Origin of the sequence: Nonomuraea sp. B10E15 (genome assembly GCF_039871615.1) — a bacterium.
GTDB lineage: Bacteria > Actinomycetota > Actinomycetes > Streptosporangiales > Streptosporangiaceae > Nonomuraea.
In genome coordinates this window covers 1-18,987 of record NZ_JBDPMB010000027.1, presented here as the reverse complement: position 1 = coordinate 18,987, position 18,987 = coordinate 1, and the positions used below count along the sequence as shown (strand labels likewise).

29 protein-coding genes, 1 tRNA gene and 1 pseudogene are annotated in these 18,987 nt (G+C 67.6%); 14 read left to right on the top strand and 17 right to left on the bottom strand.

All coding sequences use genetic code 11. The features are described 5' to 3' along the window. The first annotated feature begins 67 nt into the window (after positions 1-67). The 4 genes from ABGB14_RS43185 to ABGB14_RS43170 all read left to right on the top strand — a co-directional run bounded on the left by ABGB14_RS43185 (position 68) and on the right by ABGB14_RS43170 (position 1,869). A complete protein-coding gene (locus ABGB14_RS43185) occupies positions 68-550 on the top strand; it encodes a CarD family transcriptional regulator (RefSeq protein WP_020544658.1) in 483 nt (160 codons plus the stop codon). A 17-nt stretch (positions 551-567) separates the two neighbouring features. After that, positions 568-1,029 (top strand): 2-C-methyl-D-erythritol 2,4-cyclodiphosphate synthase, encoded by a 462-nt coding sequence (ispF, locus tag ABGB14_RS43180; RefSeq protein ID WP_132606794.1) that lies wholly within the window; start codon positions 568-570, stop codon positions 1,027-1,029. Between the two features lie 187 nt (positions 1,030-1,216). Further along, on the top strand, positions 1,217-1,498 hold the full coding sequence (locus ABGB14_RS43175; protein WP_347649688.1) for a GlsB/YeaQ/YmgE family stress response membrane protein: 282 nt from the start codon (positions 1,217-1,219) through the stop codon (positions 1,496-1,498). A 101-nt stretch (positions 1,499-1,599) separates the two neighbouring features. After that, positions 1,600-1,869 carry a GlsB/YeaQ/YmgE family stress response membrane protein gene (locus ABGB14_RS43170; RefSeq protein ID WP_347649687.1) on the top strand — a complete coding sequence of 90 codons (270 nt, stop codon included), beginning with the start codon at positions 1,600-1,602 and terminating at the stop codon, positions 1,867-1,869. An 88-nt stretch (positions 1,870-1,957) separates the two neighbouring features. Here ABGB14_RS43170 and ABGB14_RS43165 read toward each other — a convergent pair whose 3' ends face one another. Beyond that, a complete protein-coding gene (locus tag ABGB14_RS43165) occupies positions 1,958-3,076 on the bottom strand; it encodes a DUF2637 domain-containing protein (protein ID WP_347649686.1) in 1,119 nt (372 codons plus the stop codon). Between the two features lie 53 nt (positions 3,077-3,129). Between ABGB14_RS43165 and ABGB14_RS43160 the strand changes: the two genes are divergently transcribed. The 4 genes from ABGB14_RS43160 (at position 3,130) to ABGB14_RS43145 (ending at position 6,081) form a co-directional block, all read left to right on the top strand. Next, entirely contained in the window at positions 3,130-3,516 is a 387-nt protein-coding gene (locus ABGB14_RS43160; protein ID WP_347649685.1) for a PPOX class F420-dependent oxidoreductase, read from the top strand. A 43-nt stretch (positions 3,517-3,559) separates the two neighbouring features. Next, complete coding sequence (cysS, locus tag ABGB14_RS43155) at positions 3,560-4,951, top strand: cysteine--tRNA ligase (RefSeq protein ID WP_347649684.1); 1,392 nt, start codon at positions 3,560-3,562, stop codon at positions 4,949-4,951. 74 nt (positions 4,952-5,025) lie between these two features. Continuing rightward, positions 5,026-5,988: a 23S rRNA (guanosine(2251)-2'-O)-methyltransferase RlmB gene (gene rlmB, locus ABGB14_RS43150; RefSeq protein ID WP_347649683.1), complete on the top strand. Its 963-nt coding sequence runs from the start codon at positions 5,026-5,028 to the stop codon at positions 5,986-5,988. 20 nt (positions 5,989-6,008) lie between these two features. Next, positions 6,009-6,081: transfer RNA gene (locus tag ABGB14_RS43145), tRNA-Thr, on the top strand. 93 nt (positions 6,082-6,174) lie between these two features. Here ABGB14_RS43145 and ABGB14_RS43140 read toward each other — a convergent pair. After that, positions 6,175-6,582, bottom strand: coding sequence for a hypothetical protein (locus ABGB14_RS43140; RefSeq protein ID WP_347649682.1), 408 nt, complete (start codon positions 6,580-6,582; stop codon positions 6,175-6,177). Between the two features lie 297 nt (positions 6,583-6,879). Between ABGB14_RS43140 and ABGB14_RS43135 the strand changes: the two genes are divergently transcribed. Both ABGB14_RS43135 and ABGB14_RS43130 read left to right on the top strand, forming a co-directional pair. Then, complete coding sequence (locus ABGB14_RS43135) at positions 6,880-7,722, top strand: hypothetical protein (RefSeq protein ID WP_347649681.1); 843 nt, start codon at positions 6,880-6,882, stop codon at positions 7,720-7,722. 389 nt (positions 7,723-8,111) lie between these two features. Beyond that, entirely contained in the window at positions 8,112-8,393 is a 282-nt protein-coding gene (locus tag ABGB14_RS43130) for a DUF3892 domain-containing protein (protein WP_347649680.1), read from the top strand. A gap of 86 nt (positions 8,394-8,479) precedes the next feature. Here the strand turns inward: ABGB14_RS43130 and ABGB14_RS43125 are convergent, their stop codons facing one another. The 10 genes and pseudogenes from ABGB14_RS43125 to ABGB14_RS43080 all read right to left on the bottom strand — a co-directional run bounded on the left by ABGB14_RS43125 (position 8,480) and on the right by ABGB14_RS43080 (position 14,398). Continuing rightward, the gene (locus ABGB14_RS43125; protein ID WP_347649679.1) at positions 8,480-9,760 is read right to left on the bottom strand and encodes a site-specific integrase; all 1,281 of its coding nucleotides are present in this window, start codon (positions 9,758-9,760) and stop codon (positions 8,480-8,482) included. Beyond that, positions 9,760-9,942: a helix-turn-helix domain-containing protein gene (locus ABGB14_RS43120; protein WP_347649678.1), complete on the bottom strand. Its 183-nt coding sequence runs from the start codon at positions 9,940-9,942 to the stop codon at positions 9,760-9,762. Before ABGB14_RS43120 ends, ABGB14_RS43125 begins: the two co-directional genes overlap by 1 nt. Then, positions 9,932-11,041: pseudogene (locus ABGB14_RS43115) on the bottom strand (replication initiator); the annotation flags it as partial. The gene ABGB14_RS43120 and the pseudogene ABGB14_RS43115, both read right to left, overlap by 11 nt. Further along, complete coding sequence (locus ABGB14_RS43110; protein ID WP_347649783.1) at positions 10,971-11,270, bottom strand: replication initiator; 300 nt, start codon at positions 11,268-11,270, stop codon at positions 10,971-10,973. The pseudogene ABGB14_RS43115 and the gene ABGB14_RS43110, both read right to left, overlap by 71 nt. Before the next feature lie 134 nt (positions 11,271-11,404). Continuing rightward, on the bottom strand, positions 11,405-11,527 hold the full coding sequence (locus tag ABGB14_RS43105; protein WP_347649677.1) for a hypothetical protein: 123 nt from the start codon (positions 11,525-11,527) through the stop codon (positions 11,405-11,407). A gap of 4 nt (positions 11,528-11,531) precedes the next feature. Continuing rightward, a complete protein-coding gene (locus ABGB14_RS43100) occupies positions 11,532-11,693 on the bottom strand; it encodes a hypothetical protein (RefSeq protein ID WP_347649676.1) in 162 nt (53 codons plus the stop codon). A gap of 15 nt (positions 11,694-11,708) precedes the next feature. Further along, positions 11,709-12,053: a hypothetical protein gene (locus ABGB14_RS43095; RefSeq protein ID WP_347649675.1), complete on the bottom strand. Its 345-nt coding sequence runs from the start codon at positions 12,051-12,053 to the stop codon at positions 11,709-11,711. After that, a complete protein-coding gene (locus ABGB14_RS43090; protein WP_347649674.1) occupies positions 12,050-12,727 on the bottom strand; it encodes a DUF2637 domain-containing protein in 678 nt (225 codons plus the stop codon). Before ABGB14_RS43090 ends, ABGB14_RS43095 begins: the two co-directional genes overlap by 4 nt. A gap of 20 nt (positions 12,728-12,747) precedes the next feature. After that, on the bottom strand, positions 12,748-14,076 hold the full coding sequence (locus tag ABGB14_RS43085) for an FtsK/SpoIIIE domain-containing protein (protein WP_347649673.1): 1,329 nt from the start codon (positions 14,074-14,076) through the stop codon (positions 12,748-12,750). Further along, positions 14,069-14,398, bottom strand: a complete 330-nt coding sequence (locus ABGB14_RS43080; RefSeq protein WP_347649672.1) for a hypothetical protein — start codon at positions 14,396-14,398, stop codon at positions 14,069-14,071. Before ABGB14_RS43080 ends, ABGB14_RS43085 begins: the two co-directional genes overlap by 8 nt. Positions 14,399-14,508: 110 nt before the next feature. Between ABGB14_RS43080 and ABGB14_RS43075 the strand changes: the two genes are divergently transcribed. Continuing rightward, positions 14,509-14,883: a winged helix-turn-helix domain-containing protein gene (locus ABGB14_RS43075; protein ID WP_347649671.1), complete on the top strand. Its 375-nt coding sequence runs from the start codon at positions 14,509-14,511 to the stop codon at positions 14,881-14,883. Here the strand turns inward: ABGB14_RS43075 and ABGB14_RS43070 are convergent. After that, positions 14,843-15,034: a hypothetical protein gene (locus tag ABGB14_RS43070; protein ID WP_347649670.1), complete on the bottom strand. Its 192-nt coding sequence runs from the start codon at positions 15,032-15,034 to the stop codon at positions 14,843-14,845. The genes ABGB14_RS43075 and ABGB14_RS43070 overlap by 41 nt on opposite strands. Further along, entirely contained in the window at positions 15,031-15,246 is a 216-nt protein-coding gene (locus ABGB14_RS43065) for a hypothetical protein (RefSeq protein WP_138208052.1), read from the bottom strand. The genes ABGB14_RS43070 and ABGB14_RS43065 overlap by 4 nt, the downstream gene beginning before the upstream one ends. 152 nt (positions 15,247-15,398) lie before the next feature. On the opposite strand from ABGB14_RS43065, the gene ABGB14_RS43060 reads away from it, so the two are divergent. Together ABGB14_RS43060 and ABGB14_RS43055 are read left to right on the top strand one after the other, a co-directional pair. Continuing rightward, positions 15,399-16,139 (top strand): helix-turn-helix transcriptional regulator, encoded by a 741-nt coding sequence (locus tag ABGB14_RS43060; RefSeq protein WP_347649669.1) that lies wholly within the window; start codon positions 15,399-15,401, stop codon positions 16,137-16,139. Between the two features lie 2 nt (positions 16,140-16,141). Next, complete coding sequence (locus tag ABGB14_RS43055) at positions 16,142-16,618, top strand: NUDIX domain-containing protein (protein WP_347649782.1); 477 nt, start codon at positions 16,142-16,144, stop codon at positions 16,616-16,618. Here the strand turns inward: ABGB14_RS43055 and ABGB14_RS43050 are convergent. From ABGB14_RS43050 to ABGB14_RS43040, 3 genes are all read right to left on the bottom strand, one after another. Further along, positions 16,586-17,152 carry an HD domain-containing protein gene (locus ABGB14_RS43050; protein ID WP_347649668.1) on the bottom strand — a complete coding sequence of 189 codons (567 nt, stop codon included), beginning with the start codon at positions 17,150-17,152 and terminating at the stop codon, positions 16,586-16,588. The genes ABGB14_RS43055 and ABGB14_RS43050 overlap by 33 nt on opposite strands. A gap of 84 nt (positions 17,153-17,236) precedes the next feature. After that, a complete protein-coding gene (locus tag ABGB14_RS43045) occupies positions 17,237-17,707 on the bottom strand; it encodes a GntR family transcriptional regulator (RefSeq protein WP_347649667.1) in 471 nt (156 codons plus the stop codon). Beyond that, positions 17,691-18,044, bottom strand: coding sequence for a hypothetical protein (locus ABGB14_RS43040; RefSeq protein ID WP_347649666.1), 354 nt, complete (start codon positions 18,042-18,044; stop codon positions 17,691-17,693). Before ABGB14_RS43040 ends, ABGB14_RS43045 begins: the two co-directional genes overlap by 17 nt. Positions 18,045-18,196: 152 nt before the next feature. Between ABGB14_RS43040 and ABGB14_RS43035 the strand changes: the two genes are divergently transcribed. Further along, positions 18,197-18,901 carry an XRE family transcriptional regulator gene (locus tag ABGB14_RS43035; protein ID WP_347649665.1) on the top strand — a complete coding sequence of 235 codons (705 nt, stop codon included), beginning with the start codon at positions 18,197-18,199 and terminating at the stop codon, positions 18,899-18,901. Positions 18,902-18,987 lie beyond the last annotated feature (86 nt).

The window sequence follows — 18,987 nt, the reverse complement described above, 5'->3', positions numbered from 1 at the left end:
ATTTCACTGTTCCGGGAGGCTGTGGATGCGTGGTACCCTGGAGTACAGCGGAAGGGGTACTTGTCACATGACTTTCCAGGTCGGCGACACTGTCGTCTACCCCCACCATGGGGCTGCTCGGATCGAAGCAATCACGACGCGATCCATCAAGGGTGAGGAAAAGACCTACCTGGTGCTCAAGGTCGACAAGGGCGACCTTACCGTCCAGGTGCCAGCAGAAAACGCAGAACTCGTCGGCGTGCGCGATGTTGTCGGCCAGGAAGGCCTTGAGCGAGTTTTCGACGTCCTTCGGATGCCGCACACCGAAGAGCCGACCAACTGGTCTCGTCGCTACAAGGCCAATCTCGAGAAGCTCGCCTCCGGCGATGTGAACAAGGTCGCCGAGGTGGTTCGGGACCTGTGGCGGAGAGACCGCGAGCGCGGGCTGTCCGCGGGCGAGAAGCGCATGCTCGCCAAGGCGCGCCAGATCCTGGTCAGCGAGTTGGCCCTGGCCGAGAAGACCAATGAGGACAAGGCTGAGGCCCTTCTCGACGAGGTTCTCAACTCCTGATTACGAATCTTCCACGGGTGGGCGTCGGAGTCGACGTCCACCCGTTCGCTTCCGGGCGCGAGCTCAACCTCGCCGGCCTGCACTGGCCGGGCGAGACCGGGCTCGACGGCCACTCCGACGGTGACGCCGCCGCACACGCGGCCTGCGACGCGCTGCTGTCCGCCGCCGGTCTCGGCGATCTGGGCCGGCTGTTCGGCACGTCCGACCCGCGATGGGCCGGAGCGTCGGGCGCCGCGCTGCTCGAGGAGACCGCGCGGCAGGTGCGCGCCGCCGGCTACGAGATCGGCAACGTCGCCATCCAGGTGATCGGCAACCGGCCGAAGCTCGCGCCGCGCCGCGCCGAGGCCGAGAAGGCGCTCGGCGCCGCGGTCGGCGCGCCGGTGAGCGTGAGCGCCACCACCACTGACGGGCTTGGGCTGACCGGCCGCGGCGAGGGCATCGCCGCGTTCGCCACCGCGCTGGTGGTCAACCTTTCCTGAACGCCGGGCGTCTTACGCAGGGACGCGTGAGGGTGTCCCGGCGGGTCGTCGCCAAGCCCGCCGAAGTCCGAAGGCGGCGGTTCGTCACTGGCGCGGTACGGACCGCCGCCTTCCTTTTTTGGGTAGTTTGCCTGTTCAACGGGTAGGTCTGTCCGGAGACATGTGAACGTCTCGGGGGGAGCTACACATGATCGGCGCGATAGTTTCGGCAGTAGTCATCGGCGCCATAATCGGGGCGCTCGGCAGGCTGCTGGTGCCCGGCAAGCAGAAGATGTCCATCGGCCTGACTCTCATCGTCGGCATCGTGGCCGCCCTGATCGGCACGCTGATCGCGCAGGCGTTCGGCTGGGCCGACACGAAGGGCATCGACTGGATCGAGCACATCCTCCAGCTCGTGCTGGCGGTCGTGGGCGTGCTCCTCGTGACGCGCATGGGGATCGGGCGCTCCGGCCGTACCGGAAGAACCTAGGCTGACCTGCTCGTTCGTCATATCTGCGCATAATCGCGGTAGATCGGGTAGCGAGCACCCCGTGGGAGTGAACCGATCACCCTCACGGGGAGGTTTGTGTCATGACAATCCAGTCCATCCTCGGCGCCATCCTGATCGGTGCCGTGATTGGCGCAATCGGCCGCCTGCTGCTTCCCGGCAGGCAGGCCATCGGCTGGATCCTCACCATCGTCGTCGGCATCGTGGCGGCTCTCCTGGGCACGCTGCTCGCGCAGGTGCTCGGCGTGGAGACGACATCTGGCATCGACTGGATCGAACTGGTGATGCAGGTCGTGCTCGCGGTCGTCGGCGTCGGCCTCGTCGCGGGGCTGCGCCGCGGCTCGAAGGTCTAGGCTCGCGGCACTGCGCCGCGGCTCGAAGATTCCAGGCGGATTCGGGTAGGCCCGCCCGGGAAGGCTCCCGGGCGGGCCTTTCCTGGTGTCAGTCCTCCGGCGGGCGCGGGGTGCTGCGCAGCCGCTCCGAGGGCGCCGGGGTCTCGTCGTGGACCACGGGGTGCGGGGCGGTGTCCTCGCCCTCCCGCCCGGCCTCGTGGCGGTCGGCGGCCTCGGGACCATGGGCGGGGTCGGGCCCGTCGTCGGCGACGACGGGATGCGGCTGCGTGTCGGCGTCCTTGTCGTCGTCGGAGCGCGGGTGGACGAGGACGTCCCCCGGCTTGACCCGATCGCCCCACCGCACGGGCCGAGTCGGCGGCTCAGGCTCCCGCACGGGCTCCTGTTCCGGCTCCCGCCGGGGCTCCGGCTCCGGGCTGGGCTCCGACTGCCGGCTGGGCTCTGGATCCGGCTGGCCGTCCGGCTCGGACTGTGGTTGCGGCTGCGGATCTAAGTCCACGGGGCGGAGCTCGGGCGCTCTTCTCTCTTCCTCCTCCTGCACGGGCCACTCGGACACCTGCGCCGAGACCGGCGAAGGGGCGGGCTCATCATGCGAAGCCGTCCTCGGGGCGGGCTCGGCGCGCGTCTCGGGGGCTGGCGCGGGCTCGGAGAGAGACGGCCTCTCGGGGGCGGCCGCGGGACCCGCGACCGGCGACGGCGCGGTCGGCTCCGTGTCCGGCGACGGCCGGCCGAACGGCACGATGTCCTGCTCCGCGGCAGGCTCGGTGTCGGCGCCGCCCGCTGATTCGCGGCGGGCGTGCACGTGCTTGATCAGCAGCAGCCAGAGCCACAGGGCCAGCGCCAGCATGACCCAGGGCGCGAGGGCCACGACGATGGCCGTCTGCCGCACGTCGAACCCGAACCGCACCGCCGTCGCCACGTTCACCGCCGCGGCCGCCACGATGAGCAGGACCAGCACGAACGCCGCCTGCACGCGTACGAGCAGCTTGGCGGAGCGCAGCAGCAGCACGCTGATCAGCGCGACCGCCAGGAGCGCGTCGAAGGCCGCGGGATAGAGGTAGGCGAGGTCGGTGGCGGCCTCGCCGGTGACGGCCAGCGCGCGCAGGTCGTCGAAGGAGAGCGCGCACGCGGCACCCGTGAGGGCGGCGACGGCGAGTCCGGCAAGGGCGATGCCCAGGCGGCGGAGCGCAGAAGGGGGAGTCACGTCCATGGCGGTTGTGAGCCTACAGAAGAATGGAGGGCCAGACCGATCTAGGAGGACACATGGCCGTGCTGTCAGAAGATGCCCGCAAGCTCCTGGAAGCGCCGAATTTCGCCACTATCACCTCTGTCAATCCGGACGGCGGCCCTCATTCGAGCGTGGTCTGGATCCGTACGGACGGCGACGACGTGATCTTCTCGACCGTGAAGGGGCGCGTGAAGCCGCGCAACTTCGAGCGCGACCCGAGGGCGAGCCTGCTGGTCATCGATCCGGACGACCCCTACCGCTACGTCGAGGTGCGCGGGCGGGTGTCCATGACGTCCGACCCGGAGGGCGCGCTCATCGAGGAGCTGTCGCAGAAGTACCGGGGGCAGCCCTGGGAGGACAAACCGGGCACCGAGCGACTCATCGTGAGGATCTCTCCGGACAAGGTCACGTTGCGCGGCTGATTTAACGGTCAGGAGGCGGCTCTGAGGCGTTAGCCTTTCATTTGTGAGCCTGCACATCTACGACACCAGCACACGCGCCATCCGCGAATTCGTTCCGGTCGAAGCCGGTCGGGCGTCGATTTACCTGTGTGGGGCTACCGTGCAGGCTCCTCCGCATATCGGGCATATCCGCTCGGGCGTGAACTTCGACGTGCTCCGCCGCTGGCTTGCCCGTTCCGGATATGACGTGACGTTCTGCCGCAACGTCACCGACATCGACGACAAGATCATCAGGGTGTCGGCCGAGGAGGGCGTGCCCTGGTTCGTCGTGGCCGAGCGCAACCAGCGCGCCTTCACCTGGGCGTACGACACCCTGGGCTGCCTCCCGCCGACCGTCGAGCCCCGCGCCACCGGGCACGTCCCCGAGATGATCACGCTCATGCAGCGGCTGATCGAGCGCGGCCACGCCTACGCCTCCGAGGGCGACGTCTACTTCGACGTGCAGTCCTATGCCGACCGCTACGGCTCCCTCTCCAACCAGAAGGTGGAGAACATGCGGCCCGCGGCCGACACCGACGACGAGTCCTGCAAGCGCGATCCCCGCGACTTCGCCCTGTGGAAGGGCGAGAAGCCCGGCGAGCCGACCTGGCCGACCCCATGGGGGCCGGGCCGGCCCGGCTGGCACCTTGAGTGCTCGGCCATGGCGACGAAATACCTCGGGCCGGCGTTCGACATCCACGGGGGCGGGATCGACCTGATCTTCCCGCACCACGAGAACGAGATCGCCCAGTCGCAGGCGGCGGGTGACGGGTTCGCCCGCTACTGGATGCACAACGGCATGCTCAAGATCGGCGCGGAGAAGATGAGCAAGTCGCTCGGCAACTCCCTGCTGATCCCCGAGATGGTGCAGAAGGTGCGGCCCGTGGAGCTGCGCTACTACCTGGCGGCCCCGCACTACCGATCCTCGATCGACTACTCCGAGGAGGCGCTGCAGGAGGCCGCCGCGGCCTACCAGCGCATCGAGGGCTTCGTCACGCGCGCCGCCGAGGTCATCCACGACGTCGACGCCCACGCGCCGCTGCCGCAGGCGTTCGCCGACGCGCTCGACGACGACCTGGGCACCCCGCAGGCGCTCGCGGTCGTGCACGAGGTGGTGCGCGAGGGCAACGTGGCGCTGTCGCGGGGCGACAAGGAAGCCGTGGCCCGGCTGCTCGCCGAGACCCAGAACATGCTCGACGTGCTCGGCCTCGACCCGCGCTCGCCGCAGTGGCGAGACACCGGGTCCGACCTGTCGCCGGTGGTCGACGCGCTCGTGGCGGTGGCGCTGGAGCAGCGCCGTGCGGCGCGGGAGCGTAAGGACTACGCGGCCGCCGACGCGATCAGAGACCAGCTGAGCGCCGCCGGCATCACGGTGGAGGACACCCCGCACGGGCCGCGCTGGGAGCTGAGCCGCTAGAGGGGGCGGGCGCCCTGGTTGCCCGCCTCTTCACGGTGAACGAGTTGCCCCGCGCCCCGAGTACCCTTGATGCCATGGCAGCAGGCGGCAGGGGCTCGGGCAGGCCCGCGAAGAAGAAGGGCCCGTCCAAAGGCACCGGAGGGCAGGGCCGCCGGTCGCTAGAGGGCAGGGGCGCGACCCCACCCGCGGAGATGCGGCACTGGTACAAAGACAAGGCCCGTGCCGAGCGCGTCGCCCGCGAAGAGCGCGGCGGCAGCCGCCGCGCCGCTCCCACCAGGTCCAGGCGTTCGGAAGACGCACCCGAATACATCGGCGGGCGCAATCCGGTGCTCGAAGCCCTGCAGGCCGACGTGCCCGCCAACGCCCTCTACGTGGCCCAGCGCATCGACAACGACGACCGCGTACGCGACTCCATCAAGATCGCGGCAGAGCGCGGCATCGCCCTGCTCGAAGTCACCCGCGACAAGCTCGACCGCCTGACGGAAGGCGCCGTCCACCAGGGCATCGCGCTCCAGATCCCCGCCTACGACTACGCGCACCCGTCAGAGCTGGTGGACCTCGCCCACGACGCCGGCGACCCCCCGCTGATCGTCGCCCTCGACTCGGTCACCGACCCGCGCAACCTCGGCGCCATCGCCCGCTCCGCCACCGCCTTCGGCGCCCACGGCCTGCTCATCCCCTCACGCCGTTCGGCCGGCGTCACGGGAGGCGCCTGGAAGACGTCCGCGGGAACACTCGCCACCCTGCGCGTCGCCCGTGCCGCCAACCTGACGGCCGCCCTGCGCGACTACCGCGACGCGGGCCTGTTCGTGGTCGGCCTCGACGGGGCCGGCGAGACCGACATCGGCGAGGCCCAACTGCTGACCGAGCCGCTCGTGGTGGTCGTGGGCTCCGAGGGCAAGGGGCTCTCACGGCTGGTGCGCGAGCAGTGCGACGTGGTGACCCGCATCCCGATGCACGCATCTGCCGAGTCACTCAACGCGGGGGTGGCGGCTGGCGTGGCACTGTACGAAGTCGCTCGTCACAGGCGTCGCTAGCGTCTACACTGATAGGCCGCGCCGACGTAGCTCAATCGGCAGAGCATCTGTCTTGTAAACAGAAGGTCAGGGGTTCGATTCCCCTCGTCGGCTCGCAGCTCAAAGGCCCCTTCCGCGACTCGGGAGGGGCCTTTTCGATCTTGTACAGCAGCGATGTACAGCAACGGTTTCGCACCGATGCGACACCTACTGCACGCGAAGCTCCTTGCGGACTGCACGGACGTAGGTGTCGAAGGCAGCTTGAAGTTCATCCAGATGCTTGAATCCATCCGAGTTCATGTAGATCAGGAGTTGGTCCTTCGCCTTCTCCGCTGCCCGATAGCTTGTCTCCGAGGCGAAGACCTGGACCGTCAGCAGAGCATTGACCAGGGCCTCAAACTGCTCTGGTTCAAGCTCAGATGGGGCTGGGCTCTCGTCGTACGGGGTGTGGGACGCCGTTGCGTTCCAGTAGCGGTTGAAGGTCTTGAGGAACTGGGCATGAGCCTCTCGACGGTGCTCGTAGGAGCGAGCCACGGTCTCCCTGCGGTCTTGCCAGAACTGGGTCAGCGCGACTCCGCCGAGTGCGGTTACTGCTCCGAGAATGACCTGCCACATGTCATCCTTCTTCCATCGGAAGCTGCTTTCACCTAAAGGTGCCAGCACAACGGGCGGCCTCAGCGCGGATGAGACAAATTCCTCCGCTTCGAGCAGCGGCCAAGCGTGAGTGGCCGGCCTAAGTCTCAGGTCAGTGGGCGTCTGTATGGGATGGATACAGAGCCTTACGGGTTTACGTCGTCGAGGTCAGCGACCGTTGGGAGGGCACATAAGTGATCGAGTAGCTCTTCCCGAAACAGCCGCCCATTATCGCAGGTGAGTAGTTCTGACGGGCTTGGCGCTTCTACGATCGAACACGTGACCACCTCCGACGTGATCGCGTTGATCGCTGCCACCATCGCGGTGGCTTCCTTGCTCTATGCTCGCCGATCCGCAATCGCAGCGGTGCATTCGGCCAAGGCTGCTGCTGATTCTGCCAATGCAGCTGCTCGTAGTGCGGACGCTGATGAGCTTGCAGCCGTTCAGCAGGCGCGGACCGAAGCCGACTCCGGACGTGTGAAGGTCTACATCAGCTTGGAACGCCCTCAAAATTGGAGGCTGACCTACCTCGGGAAGGAGATCTGTGACCAGCACGTCTTCGAGTTCGTCGATCAGACGGATTTCGAAGGGAACTGGCTTGAGGCTCCTGTCCGCGGCATTCTCGTCAACGAGGACACGCGCACGATCGTTGTGGACGATCGGTGGGCATGCGTAGGCGGATCAACCCCGCTATGGCCCGAGCCTGTACCTGAGCCCCTTGCCGATCATCGGGGAGTGCGAGTACCGCCTGGTGGGGTTGTCATCTTTGAGACCACGATTGGTGCGTGGACCGAACGTTGGCGAGAGCTGTGGGTGAAGAACAACTTAGAAGAGCTTTGGTCCCGCGGTCCTGAGACCTCTTTGCGGGTGTGGGCTGCCCAAGAAGGCGATGGAGGGGACTACACGGCGGAGGAGCGCCACAGTCCGCCTAGCGGGTGGGAAATCCGTATAGGAGTGTATGACTGGGCGTTGCAGCCGATGCCTAAGGATGACCCGGACACGCTCACCTGGCGTCTGCGCGGCAGGCCATCGTTCATCGTCACCCGTTCTCCCTATCGACCCACCCCTCAAAGCATCCACGAGCTCATACGATCCGATGATCGGGAGAGTGGAAGCTTCTGATGCCAACCGGACTTGTGGACAGCGCAAGCCGGGTCGATTTGCGACCATTTGTGCACTTGGTCCTCAGGTGGTACTCGCTGCGTCGAACAGAGTCTCGGGATAAATGTGGGAAAAGGGATGGCTCAAGTGGCGAGCGGTGACTTCTTCTGGTAGGAATCTACCTAGCACTCATACAGGGTGAGCGCTAATAGTCGGTGCCCCCTCCACCGCAGAGCGGAAGGGGGTAACCGTGCCCCGTGGGCCTCCGTCTTGGTGTCGATACCCAAGGCAAGACCGGGTTTCCTTCAGCGTTCTTGGCTGGAGAGCCCGTGGAATGGGGGAGGCCCCCGCCTGGTACGCGAAGGCCTCCCTAGGTACCCGCATGAATGAGTACGTAGAGGAGCCTACACATGGCCATCCGTATCACCCACATCCGCCTTGAGGGCGGTGCTCGGCACGAGCACATCGTGCGCCTCTGGTGGATCAATCCCAGCACCAGCAAGACGGGCGAGAACTCGCGCGCAGACCTCGTGCAGTGGATCGAGAAAGAGAACGGGAAGGCCTACGTGGAAGACGCCCGGGGCAACCGTGCCGATGTCCACGTGGTTGTGCCGCCGCACGGTGCGAAGTACCTCCGTACGAAGGCGGATGGCGTCTGGACGAACAATCTCTTGAGTCTTCCCAGACACTAGGGTGACATGCCGAGTGCGGCACTCCCGACTACCGGGATCTGCCGCACTCGGTTTCGTCGTGTTACTTCCGGCGATGCCGGTGCCGCTCAGCCGTTCAGGCTCCGGTTGAGTCTCTCAAGCGCTTTACGGGTCTCGGGGCTTGGGATCTGGGTGTAGACGTTCATGGTCACGCTGATCTGCGAATGCCTGAGGATGCGCATCGCAACGCGTGGGTGGACGTCGAGGGCGGCCAGGAGCGAGGCGCAGGTGTGCCGGGTGTCGTGGACGCGGATGCGTGGGACACCGGCGTTCTTGCAGTGCGCTTCGAAGGCCCGGTTAAGGTTTCGCGGCTCGATGGGCGTGCCGTACCTCGTGGTGAAGACCAGGTCCGAGTCCTTCCACTTGTCGCCGGCCTTCTCTCGCGCCTTGTCTTGCGACTCGCGACGTTGCTTCAGGGCCGAGACGCACATGCCCAGTAGCGGGAGCGAGGCCGACGAATCATCGGTCTTGGTCTTCTCGCGGAGTAGGAGCTGCCCCCGCACTCTGGTGAGTTGACGGGCAATGTGGAGTTCCTCGCCGTCGAGGTCTACGCAGTCCCAGGCCAAGCCGAGAACCTCACCACGGCGTAGGCCGAGGACGAGGATGAGCACGTACGCGGCATACAGCGGATCGTCCTGGACGTGCTCCAGGAAGCGACGGGCCTCGTCCACGCTCCATACGACCTGTTGCCGCTTCTTCTTGGTCTTGCTCGCGCTGGGGAGGGTGGTCAGAGCTGCGACGTTCTTCGCGATCAGCTCCTCACGGATCGCGTGGCCGAGGGCGGCTCGTAGGGTACGACGGATGCCGATGATGGTGTAGCGGGCCGGGTATCCCTTGCAGCACTTCCCGATGGCGCAGCATCGGTGCTTGGCTTCAGGGCGCTTGTGGTCCTTCTTCTGGTCGCAGCAGGTGCAGAGGGTGGGCAGGGTGTTGAGCCAGGCTTGTACGTCGCGGACGGTCAGCTTGTCGAGTCGCTTCTTGCCCAGGCCGGGAATGATGTACAGCCGAACCAGGGGCTCATAAGCCACATAGGTTGTCGGTTCGCGGTTGGGCTCCACGACTTCGCTCAGCCAGCGTTTGAGAAAGGCCGCCACTGTCTCGTGCTTGGTGGCCACCGGGCCTTTTCGCGCTTGGTCGTGGAGCTTGAGCCACTTCTCGTGGGTCTCCTCGCGGGTCTTGCCGTAGGCCCATTTTCGAGTTCTCTTGCCCTCCGGTGTGGTGACCCAGACGTAGCCCGCCCACCCGTTCTTGTACGGGAAGATCGAGCCTTCGTTGTTGGCGCGAGTACGGCGGCGCCTGCGGGGGCTCCTGGGCTCTTCCGGGGTGGCGGGTGAGGCATTTGTGGGCATCAGGCGGCCTCCTCGCAGAGTCGGGTCACGTAGTCGTTCAGGGCTTCGGCTGGGATGCGGCGGCAGCGGACGCCGACGACGATCGAGTTGAGTTCGCCGGAGCGGATGAGGTTGTAGAGCGTCCAGCGGCTGACCTTGAGCGCGGCCATGGCTTGCGGGACTGTGAGCAGTTCAGAGGTCATGTGTGCCTCCGAGCTGGGCACCGGCGATGGTGGCGGCGATGAGTTGGTCGCCGCGGGAGTGGCCCTTGCCTGCGTATTGCCATTCGCTGATGACGAGGACGGTGTCTTCGTCGAAGAGGGGGAGGCGGCCGGTGGTGATGTCGGTGTCGCGGGCGTGGTGTTCTCGGTCGGCTCGGATGTCGCTGAGGGTGGTGGAGTAGTGGCGGGAGCGGGTGGAGAAGTGGCCGCGGAAGCCGAGCATGTGGGCCCAGTCGGCGAGGCGGAGTTCGGCCAGTTCTGGTTGGGTGCCGAGCTGCATGCTGGAGGTGATGAGGCGGTGGGCGTGGTCGCGCAGGTTGTAGGCGGTCAGGTCGTCGAGGGGGTTGATGCGGTGGTCGAGTGTGCCGACGCATTCGGCGGCTTTGGTGGCGTACTTGGCGATGTAGCCGGCGACAGCTTGATCGGTGAGGTCGCCGTTCAAGGTGATGGGGCGGATGTCGAGCTGGTCGCCCCAGCGCAGGTTCCGCTCTGGCTGGTCGGCATAGGGGGGTGCGGTGGCCGAGACGGCATTGCCGGCGTGGTGGATTGCTTGGGTCAGGGTGTCGGTGGTGGCCCAGGCCGGTGGTGGTGCGGTGGGTCCGCCGGGGCCGTCGAGGCGGATGACGGCGTGGAAGTGGACGACGCCGCGCCGTTGGTATTCGGCGACCTTGGCGAAGGAGAGCGTCAGGTGGTGGCGCAGCTCCTTGAGAAGGAGGCCGCCGAGCTTGGCCAGGTGGCGGCGTAGGGAGTCGGCGAAGCGCTTCCACAGCAGTGGCGCGAGGGCGTTGAACAAGACGCTGCCGGTGTAGTCGTAGCAGTCGGGGCAGAGCGGTTCGCCCAGGCGCGGGTCGTCCTTGCTGTGGCGTTCGGTGCAGGACATGGCGCGGCCGTGCGGGCAGGTGATGGCGTTGCGGCGGGCGTGGCAGGGCTGGACCTTGCCGCCATGCGCGCGGCGGGTGTGGACCGGGCCGAAGGACGGGGCGGTCAGGGTGACGAACAGGGTCGGGTGGCTAGTGACGGTGTCGGGGACACCTTTGCCGCCGATGAGGCCGGCGCGGATGAGGTGGTAGGTGTCGGCGCGGTAGGTCTCGGCGCAGGCGGGGCAGCGGGTGGCGCGGCGCGGTCTTGCATGGGACGCGTAGGACGCCGTCGGGTTCGCTGCGGGTGGTGTAGCGGTGCAGGAGTTTGCCGGTGGCTTGGTCGTAGTGGTCGACCTTGCCGCGGAGGTGGATGGGCTGGCGGCAGCCGCCGGTGTGGCGGATTTGGCTGGCCCAGCGGTCGTAGTCGGGCCGGTTGAGGCGGGTGATCATGCCGGTGATGGCGTGCGCGTTGGTGTGGGTTGCAGGCAAGATGGAGACCTCCTCTCACTCGTTCGGGTGATGGGGATGGCCCCCGACCTGGCGGTCGTCTTGGCGGATGTGCGGCCAGGCCGGGGGCGCTGCGCTTATGCGCCGTGGTTGTCGATGCCGGTGCCGTCGCAGTCGGTGCAGCGGGCGTTGTCGGTGTCGATGCCGGTGCCGTTGCAGGTGCAGCAGCGGAAGTGGATCACCGGCAGGGTTTCGGGCACGGGGCTATCTCCTTTCGCGTGGTCGGGTGGTCAGGTAGACCCGCCAGTGGTGCGGGTGGGCGCGGTCGGGGTAGGCGCGTGAGACGGCCTGGACGGTGAAGTGCAGGCATAGGCGGAACAGAGCGTCGATGATCTCGGCTCGGGTGCCGTCGATGCGGATACGCATAAGTCGTGCTCCTGGTCAGGCGGCGGCGGGCGTCGGGTCGGGCTGGATGCAGCCGCGGTAGCTGGTCTCGGCGTCGTAGCGGGCGCGGGCGGCGGCCAGGATGGCGACGGCGCGGTATTCGATCGGGCCGAACATGCGTGAGGTGGCGTAGTGACCGCGCGAGGCGTCCTCGTGGTTGATGTCCGTGCCGAGGAGGGCGGCGAGCTGGTCGATCTCGGCGCGCTGGTCGTCGTCGCTGTCCTGGCGGGGGAAGTGGTGGACGGTGACGCTGGGCGGGACGGGTAGGTCGGGGTGGGTTTCGAGGAAGGCGGCCAGGTCGAGCAGGCCGTTGATGAGGGCGGTGCGGTGGTCGTGGTTCATCGGTCGGGGTCTCCTTTCAGGCGGTGCGCAGGGTGCGCAGTAGGTCGGAGGCGAGTTGGTTGGACACGCCGAGGTGGGCGCGTAGGGCGTCGCGGGTGATGGGTCGGCCGTGTTTGGCGTGGTGGTCGTCGGCGACGCGGCGGGCGTAGTCGACGAGTGCGGGCGCGAGGTCGCCGTCCCGTTCGTCCTGGGCGTCGTCCTCGTCCTGGGCGGGGTGCGGGACGAGTTGCGGGGCCGGGGACGGGGCCAGGACGGTCGAGGACGACGCCGTCGGGGCGGTGGTCGGGTCGGGCGTGGGTGGTGCGGCGTTCGAGCATGGATATGGCGATGAGGAACGCGGCGGCCGGGGTGGCGGCGCTGATCCAGCCCCAGACGGTCGGTGTGGCTTGGGCGAGGTTGGCGGCCAGGGACAGGGCGATGCCGCCGGTCAGGACGAGGACGGGCCAGGAGACGCGACTGTGCCGGGTGCGGTGGTGTTTCTTGTCGCGTTGGCGTTCGCGGGCGGCCATGACGCAGGTCAGGTCGATGCAGACGGCGACGGCCCAGGACATCCAGCCGGTCTGCCCGTGCTGGCTGGCGGTGTCGCGGATGTGGGTGAACGATCCGGCACCCGCGATAGCGGCCAGGACGAGGACCGGGCCGGTGTCGAGCAGCCAGCAGGCGAAGCGTCGCATCGTTCCTCCCTCCCTTGGGTTCAGGCGTTGACGGGCTGAGGTAGGTGGGTGGTGATCTCGTCCCAGGGCGGGGTGAGGTGGGCGTGGGTGCGGGCGGCGTGTTCGGCGGTTTGCTCGGTGACGTAGAAGGAGCGGGCGCGGTACCATTGGCCGTCCTGTCCGGCGACGATCGCGACGCCGGGCGTCTCAGCGGCGATGGCCCGCGCGGAGACGAGCGCGGCGGGGTCGAGGTCGCCGAGCGTCATGGTCGCGGTCTCCGGGTCGTTGACCCGGTGGCAGATCCGGCCCGAGCACTGCGCGCGCAGGGCGGTGACGCCGGGTCCGAGGTCGGAGCCGATCCGTTGACCGCAGCAGAACAGGTAGATGCCGAACGCCCGCCCGAGCTGCGCCACCCGCAGCAGCGCGGTCGAGGTTTTGGCGATCTCGTCTTTCTCGGACTTGTCGGCCATCAGGTACAGCTCGGCCAGCTCGTCGACCAGGACGACGACCGGGACCGGGCGGATAGCGGGCGGGAGTTGCCAGATGTTGCGCGCGGCGGCCTGGCGGCACAGCCCCATGCGGTCGATCATCAGGCCGACCAGGTCGCACAGCAGGTCGACGGACTCTGCCCGCGAGGTGGCCAGCGCCGACAGCCGGGGCGCGTACGGGGTGAACTCGACGCCGCCTTTGAGGTCGAAGCCGACCAGCGCCACCGGCTGCGGCGCGAGGCCGACAATCAAGGTGTTGGCCAGGTTCGACTTGCCGGACTGGGTTGCCCCGGCGTTGAGCCAGTGCGGCACCGTGCGGAAGTCGATCACCCAGGGCTGGCCGGTTTCCAGCCGTCCCACGGTGACCTTGAGCAGGTCAGTGGAGGGCGGGAGGTGGTCGACTTTGATGAGCGGGTCGCGCATGGTGGCCATGAGGACGACGCGGCCGGGCCGGGGTGAGGAGACGCGTACGGCGTGCACGCCCCAGGAGTGGGCGAGGCGTTCGGCGGCGTCGGCGTAGTCGCCGGGGGTCTGGCCTTCCAGGGTGTGCAGGGTGACGCGCCAGCCGTGCCGGGTCGGCAGGGGCAGCCACATGAACGGTTTGGTGTCGACGGCGACCCGCTGGAAGCGGCGGCGGACTTTGACCAGGCCGGTGGAGGCGATCGCTCCTGGGACGGTGGTGAACCACCAGTGTTGCCGCTTCTTGGTCAGCCCGCAGCCGAGTGCCACCCGCCGCCAGGACGCTCGTACGGACAGGGCGATGAGCGGGAAGCCGACCGTCAGCCAGAACGAGCGGTAGTGGTAGCGGCGCCAGGCCCACAGCCCGGCCGCGAGGGAGGCCAGGACTGCGGGGACTGCGAGTACTTCGAGCGCTTCACGCATCGGCGGCCTCCCGTACTGGGAGTAGGGCGTTGGCGCGGTAGGCGATGCCCCATCGGCCGGCGATCTCCCAGACGTAGCCGAGCAGGCCGACGGCGTTGATCTGGTCGCCGACGGTGATGGGTGGTTCGCCGGTGATGCCGATCTTGACGAGTTCGATGCGGCCGAACTCGTCTTCGACCGAGACGGTGACTTCGTAGACGGTGTTGCCGTTCTTGTCGGTCTTGATCTCGCCGGTGTCGCGGTTGAGCACCCTGGGGCGGGGTGCTTTGACGCAGGTGATGGCGAGTTTGCTGACATCCACGGGGATCGGGACGGAACGCATGGGTGGTGACCTCCTCTTTCATCGTGAGCAACATAGTTAACCTAGTTGGCTCGGTTGTCAACGTTCCCTCGGTTGGCCAGGTCGAACATTCGTGGTGAGATAGAAGGGCGATGGTCAAGAACACCGGACGCCCCGGCTACCTCCAGATCGCCGACGACCTGCGCGCGCAGATCCGCGGCGGGTCTCTGGCGCCCGGCGCTCCGCTGCCGTCCACGGTCAAGCTCGCCGAGCAGTACGACGCGTCCCTGTCAGTGGTGAAACTCGCCGTCGGCGTCCTGCGCACCGAGGGCCTGGTGATCGGCCAGCAAGGCAAAGGCGTGTTCGTCCGCGACACCACCGAGCAACCCCCACCGGCCGACGGCGACACCGCCGGCGAGGTGGCCGAGCTGCGCGCCGCCGTACAGGACCTATCGCTGCGGCTGGCCAAGGTCGAAGAGCAGTTGGCTACGTCCACGACACGCCGCCCCGGGCGTAGCAGCCGGTGACCTTGCGGGCCAGCGACGCCGCCGCCCCGTCAGGCGCCTGACGCAGACTGAGGCGCTTGTCCTCCCGGCGGATGCCGACCAGCACCGTCACATACCCTGCGAGAAGCGCGACGCCGAGCACCCCGGCGACGATCAGCGCAATCGCGGTCATGACCACGTCACCCCCGCCTGCGCCAGCCCACGAGGGGCACGCGGAGGACGCCGGTTCTCCGAGCGTCGCCGGTTGCGCCGGTTGCGGGCCCGCTCCTTGCGCGCCCACCGGTTGCGGGCCAGGCACTTGGAGCATCGGACCTGGCCGTGTCCCAGGGCGTTGCCGCACTCGCACGAGGGCGTCTCGCCCGGGATGGTGATCTCGTTGTTCATGGCTGCATCCCCTCCTTCGGTTGGTGCCGTTGTGGCGTTGTGCAACCGAGAATGCGACGCAGCGTCAGGACGAGATCACTACACGACGGGACATGTTCAAGACGTCCGGCCTACGATGGCCAGGTCCCCGGATGTCCTTGGGAGCAGGTGGAATGGCGAACGAACGGCTACGCGCGGCCCTGCTGCAGAAGGGCGTGAGCGTCGCGGACCTGGCCGAGGCGATCGAGGTCGACCCCAAAACCGTCGAACGGTGGATTACCAAGGGCCGCGAGCCGTACCGCAAACACCGCTTCGCCACCGCTTCCTACCTGGGCGTGGACGAGACCTACCTGTGGCCGCAGGCCCTGTCGCGCGAACAGGTCGTCGCCGCCTCCGAGAGCGAAGTTCTGGCGATCTATCCGCACCGCTGGGCGGTGCCCCGGGACGCGTGGGGACGTCTGTTCACCGCCGCGTCCGAGGAGATCGGCGTCCTGGTCTACAGCGGCTTGTTTCTGGCCGACGACGCCGCCATGGTCCGCCTGTTGGGAGAGAAGGCGCGGGCGGGTGTGCGGGTGCGGATCCTGCTCGGCGACCCCGACTGCGCCCAAGTCGCCCAGCGCGGAGCCGACGAAGGCGTCGGGGACAGCATGGCCGCGCAGATCCGCAGCGTCCTGGTCTTCTACCGGCCGCTGCTCGGCCTGGACAACTTCGAGGTTCGGCTGCACCAGACGATCCTGTACAACTCGATCTACCAGGCCGACGACGACTACCTGGTCAACATGCACGTGTACGGCACACGCGCCGGAAACGCCCCCGTCCTCCACCTGCGCAGAGTGGCCGGCGGGGAAATGGTCACCACCTACGCCGACAGCTTCGAAAAGATCTGGGCCGGAGCCGTCACCGTGGAGGCGTGACCGTGCCCAAGCGCATCGACTTCTACGACGACCCCGACGCACCCGAACCCAACAGCCTGGTCCCGTCCGTCAACGTCATCGTCACCAACCCGGCCGGCGACCTGCTGATGATCCGCCGCACCGACAACGACAACTGGGCCGTCCCCGGAGGAGCGATCGACCTCGGCGAATCCATCCCAGAGGCGGCCGTCCGCGAGACGCTTGAGGAGACCGGGATCACGTGTGAGATCACCGGCCTGGTCGGCACCTACAGCGACCCCCGCCACGTCATCCTCTACACCAGCAACGGCGAGGCCCGCCAAGAGTTCTCCATCGTCCTGACCGCCCGCGCCACCGGCGGCCAGCCGACCCCGAGCGACGAATCCCGAGAAGTCCACTGGGTGCCCCGGGACAAGGTCACGTCGCTGCCGATGGATCGGTCGATGCGGATGCGGATCGAGCACTACCTAGCCGGTGTCGACCTGCCGCACATCGGATAGCGCAGCCTCCACCGACCGCACCGACGACACGATGCACGGCGTCGCGTCCGTGATCGACCGGCTCACCACATGCTCAGGCCCGTAGCGTGCGTGGATCTCGGCCAGCCGGTCGAGCACGTCCAGGTGCCGGCCATCCGGATCGGTGGTCATGTCGCAGTAGGTCAGCGCCCGCGCCAGGTCCGGCCGTTCCTGATCGAACTCCTTGGCCAGCACGTCGAACAGGTCCCGCTGCCGAGCCTCGTTGTCCGCACACGAGTGGTACGCGACCAAGCGGCACAACCGCTCATCCGCCCCAGCCACGTCACGCAGGTACCGAGCGCCGTCAAGCTGATGCATCCCGGTCTCGACCACGTCCGGCGCGTACCCGATGTCATGCAGCAGACAAGCCGCCAACAACGTGTCAGCGTCCGCACCGAGAATCGAGGCCAGGGAATCGGCCTGCTCGGCAACCCCCTGCGTGTGCGCCCATCGCCGGGGCAACGACGTCCCCAGCAGGTCCTTGGCCAGGCCATATGCCCATTCGCTATGTCCCACGGAGCTCACGATAGGCATCAGGGACATAAGCGGAGCAGAGGGCAAGGCTAGACGTCCTGGGACGTCCTCCCTCACCCGCGTTTCCTACCGGACGAACCGCCCCCGACCATGCTCCACCACCACCAGCCCTTCGACCTCCAGCACGGCCAACGCCTGCCGCACGGTGGTCCGCGACACCCCGAACTGCCGCTGCAACTCCGTCTCACTGGGCAGCGCCGCACCAGGCGCGAGGTCACCGCACACGATCTGCTCACGCAACCGGGTAGCGATCACCTGATACCGGTACGAGGCGGCCGAGCCGTCCCCGACCACCACCCGCCCCTTGGACGGGACCGTGATCAGCAAGCCCTCCTCCTCCAGGAGGGCCAGGCCACGCCGTACCGTGTTCCGCGCCACCCCAAACACCCGGCACAGCTCCGCCTCCGACGGCAGCACCTCACCCGGCGCGAACTCGCCCGCCCGGATCCGCGCACGCAGCCGATCAGCGACCTGGGTATAGACCCGCCCGCCGGTCAGCCACCGCCCCTCCGCCACCGGATCAGCCGCGGTAGGCATCAAGCATCTTGTTCAAGTCGACGGACAGGTCACCCTGCTCGCCCTCCCGCCACCCCTCGCGCGCGGCCTGCTCGATCCGATCCACCGCAGGGGCCATCTTCAGGAACGACACCCGCTCGTCTTGCTGATCGCCCCAGTAGAACCAGCAGAACGGCAAGTGCACGAACACCCGCCGCATCCGGCACCGGCTGTCGGTCACGTCCAAGGCCGGCCGCCCATCCTGCGTGATCACCAGCACATGCGTGACACCCCGCACGGCCAGCTGCTCGCCCAGCGCGACCAGCAGCCGCTCCGCGTAGATGCGTTGCTGCTCCCTGATGGACCTGCTCGTCTGCACCTTCGGCCTCCCTGACGTCCTGTGCGGTTCCTCGTGTGCGTCGAGGTTCGCCCCGCCGCTGGGGGCGGGAACACCACAACTTAGGGACGTCTAGGGACGTCTGATGCTAACGTCGCAGAGCAGGGTCGTTCCGCGAGAGGAGCAGACCGGTCATGAACAACAACCTCCGCTACGCACTGGCCGCCGCCCGGCTCAACACCACCGACGTCGCCGCCGCCCTCGCCGTCGACCCCAAAACCGTCACCCGATGGCTCAACGGCCGCACCCCCTACCCCCGCCACCGCTGGGCCGTCGCCGACCTCCTCCACGTCGACGAAGCCGACCTCTGGCCCGAAGCCGCACCACGCCACCAAGCCCTCGCCAACGGCATCCAAGCGATCTACCCCCACCGCTGGGCCATCCCGCAGACGGTCTGGCGCAACCACTTCGCCAAAGCCCGCGAGGAGATCGACATCCTCGCCTACAGCGCCCTGTTCCTCGCCGAAGACTCAGCGATCCTTACTACCCTCACCAAGCGAGCCGAGGCCGGCATCAAGGTCTGCATTCTCCTGGGTGACCCCAAGAGCCCGGAAGTGGCCGTACGGGGAGCCGACGAGGGGATCGGGGCCGAGGTGATGGCAGCCAGAGTTAAGAACGCGCTGACGTTGTTCCGGCCACTTGTGAACGTCGACGGTGTCGAGGTTCGGCTGCATCGCACGGTCCTGTACAGCTCCATCTACCGGGCCGACGACGAGCTGCTCGTCAATGCCCACGCCTACGGCACACCAGCCGCCAACGCCCCCGTCATGCATCTCACCCGCACCGACGGCCACGGGCCAGGGCTGAAGCGTTCTCACGTGGTGAGACCGAGTAGTTGAAGACCGTCGGCAGGGTGGCTGCGGTAGTGGTCGGTGGCGGCGGTGATGTTGGTCCAGCCGATGAGGCGGGTCAGGCCGACGGCGAG

Excerpts from the sequence above, each read along its gene's own strand:
- ABGB14_RS43100 (WP_347649676.1), bottom strand. The coding sequence starts at position 11,693 with ATGCGTATCCGCATCGACGGCACCCGAGCCGAGATCATCGACGCTCTG.
- ABGB14_RS43070 (WP_347649670.1), bottom strand. The coding sequence starts at position 15,034 with ATGACCGCGATTGCGCTGATCGTCGCCGGGGTGCTCGGCGTCGCGCTT.
- ABGB14_RS43130 (WP_347649680.1), top strand. The coding sequence starts at position 8,112 with ATGGCCATCCGTATCACCCACATCCGCCTTGAGGGCGGTGCTCGGCAC.
- ABGB14_RS43170 (WP_347649687.1), top strand. The coding sequence starts at position 1,600 with ATGACAATCCAGTCCATCCTCGGCGCCATCCTGATCGGTGCCGTGATT.
- ABGB14_RS43095 (WP_347649675.1), bottom strand. The coding sequence starts at position 12,053 with ATGAACCACGACCACCGCACCGCCCTCATCAACGGCCTGCTCGACCTG.
- ABGB14_RS43160 (WP_347649685.1), top strand. The coding sequence starts at position 3,130 with ATGGCCGTGCTGTCAGAAGATGCCCGCAAGCTCCTGGAAGCGCCGAAT.
- ABGB14_RS43140 (WP_347649682.1), bottom strand. The coding sequence starts at position 6,582 with ATGTGGCAGGTCATTCTCGGAGCAGTAACCGCACTCGGCGGAGTCGCG.
- ABGB14_RS43075 (WP_347649671.1), top strand. The coding sequence starts at position 14,509 with ATGGTCAAGAACACCGGACGCCCCGGCTACCTCCAGATCGCCGACGAC.
- ABGB14_RS43125 (WP_347649679.1), bottom strand. The coding sequence starts at position 9,760 with ATGCCCACAAATGCCTCACCCGCCACCCCGGAAGAGCCCAGGAGCCCC.
- ABGB14_RS43080 (WP_347649672.1), bottom strand. The coding sequence starts at position 14,398 with ATGCGTTCCGTCCCGATCCCCGTGGATGTCAGCAAACTCGCCATCACC.
- ABGB14_RS43120 (WP_347649678.1), bottom strand. The coding sequence starts at position 9,942 with ATGACCTCTGAACTGCTCACAGTCCCGCAAGCCATGGCCGCGCTCAAG.
- ABGB14_RS43165 (WP_347649686.1), bottom strand. The coding sequence starts at position 3,076 with ATGGACGTGACTCCCCCTTCTGCGCTCCGCCGCCTGGGCATCGCCCTT.
- ABGB14_RS43085 (WP_347649673.1), bottom strand. The coding sequence starts at position 14,076 with ATGCGTGAAGCGCTCGAAGTACTCGCAGTCCCCGCAGTCCTGGCCTCC.
- rlmB (WP_347649683.1), top strand. The coding sequence starts at position 5,026 with ATGGCAGCAGGCGGCAGGGGCTCGGGCAGGCCCGCGAAGAAGAAGGGC.
- ABGB14_RS43185 (WP_020544658.1), top strand. The coding sequence starts at position 68 with ATGACTTTCCAGGTCGGCGACACTGTCGTCTACCCCCACCATGGGGCT.
- ABGB14_RS43175 (WP_347649688.1), top strand. The coding sequence starts at position 1,217 with ATGATCGGCGCGATAGTTTCGGCAGTAGTCATCGGCGCCATAATCGGG.
- ABGB14_RS43110 (WP_347649783.1), bottom strand. The coding sequence starts at position 11,270 with ATGATCACCCGCCTCAACCGGCCCGACTACGACCGCTGGGCCAGCCAA.
- ABGB14_RS43035 (WP_347649665.1), top strand. The coding sequence starts at position 18,197 with ATGAACAACAACCTCCGCTACGCACTGGCCGCCGCCCGGCTCAACACC.
- ABGB14_RS43045 (WP_347649667.1), bottom strand. The coding sequence starts at position 17,707 with ATGCCTACCGCGGCTGATCCGGTGGCGGAGGGGCGGTGGCTGACCGGC.
- ABGB14_RS43090 (WP_347649674.1), bottom strand. The coding sequence starts at position 12,727 with ATGCGACGCTTCGCCTGCTGGCTGCTCGACACCGGCCCGGTCCTCGTC.
- ABGB14_RS43065 (WP_138208052.1), bottom strand. The coding sequence starts at position 15,246 with ATGAACAACGAGATCACCATCCCGGGCGAGACGCCCTCGTGCGAGTGC.
- ABGB14_RS43060 (WP_347649669.1), top strand. The coding sequence starts at position 15,399 with ATGGCGAACGAACGGCTACGCGCGGCCCTGCTGCAGAAGGGCGTGAGC.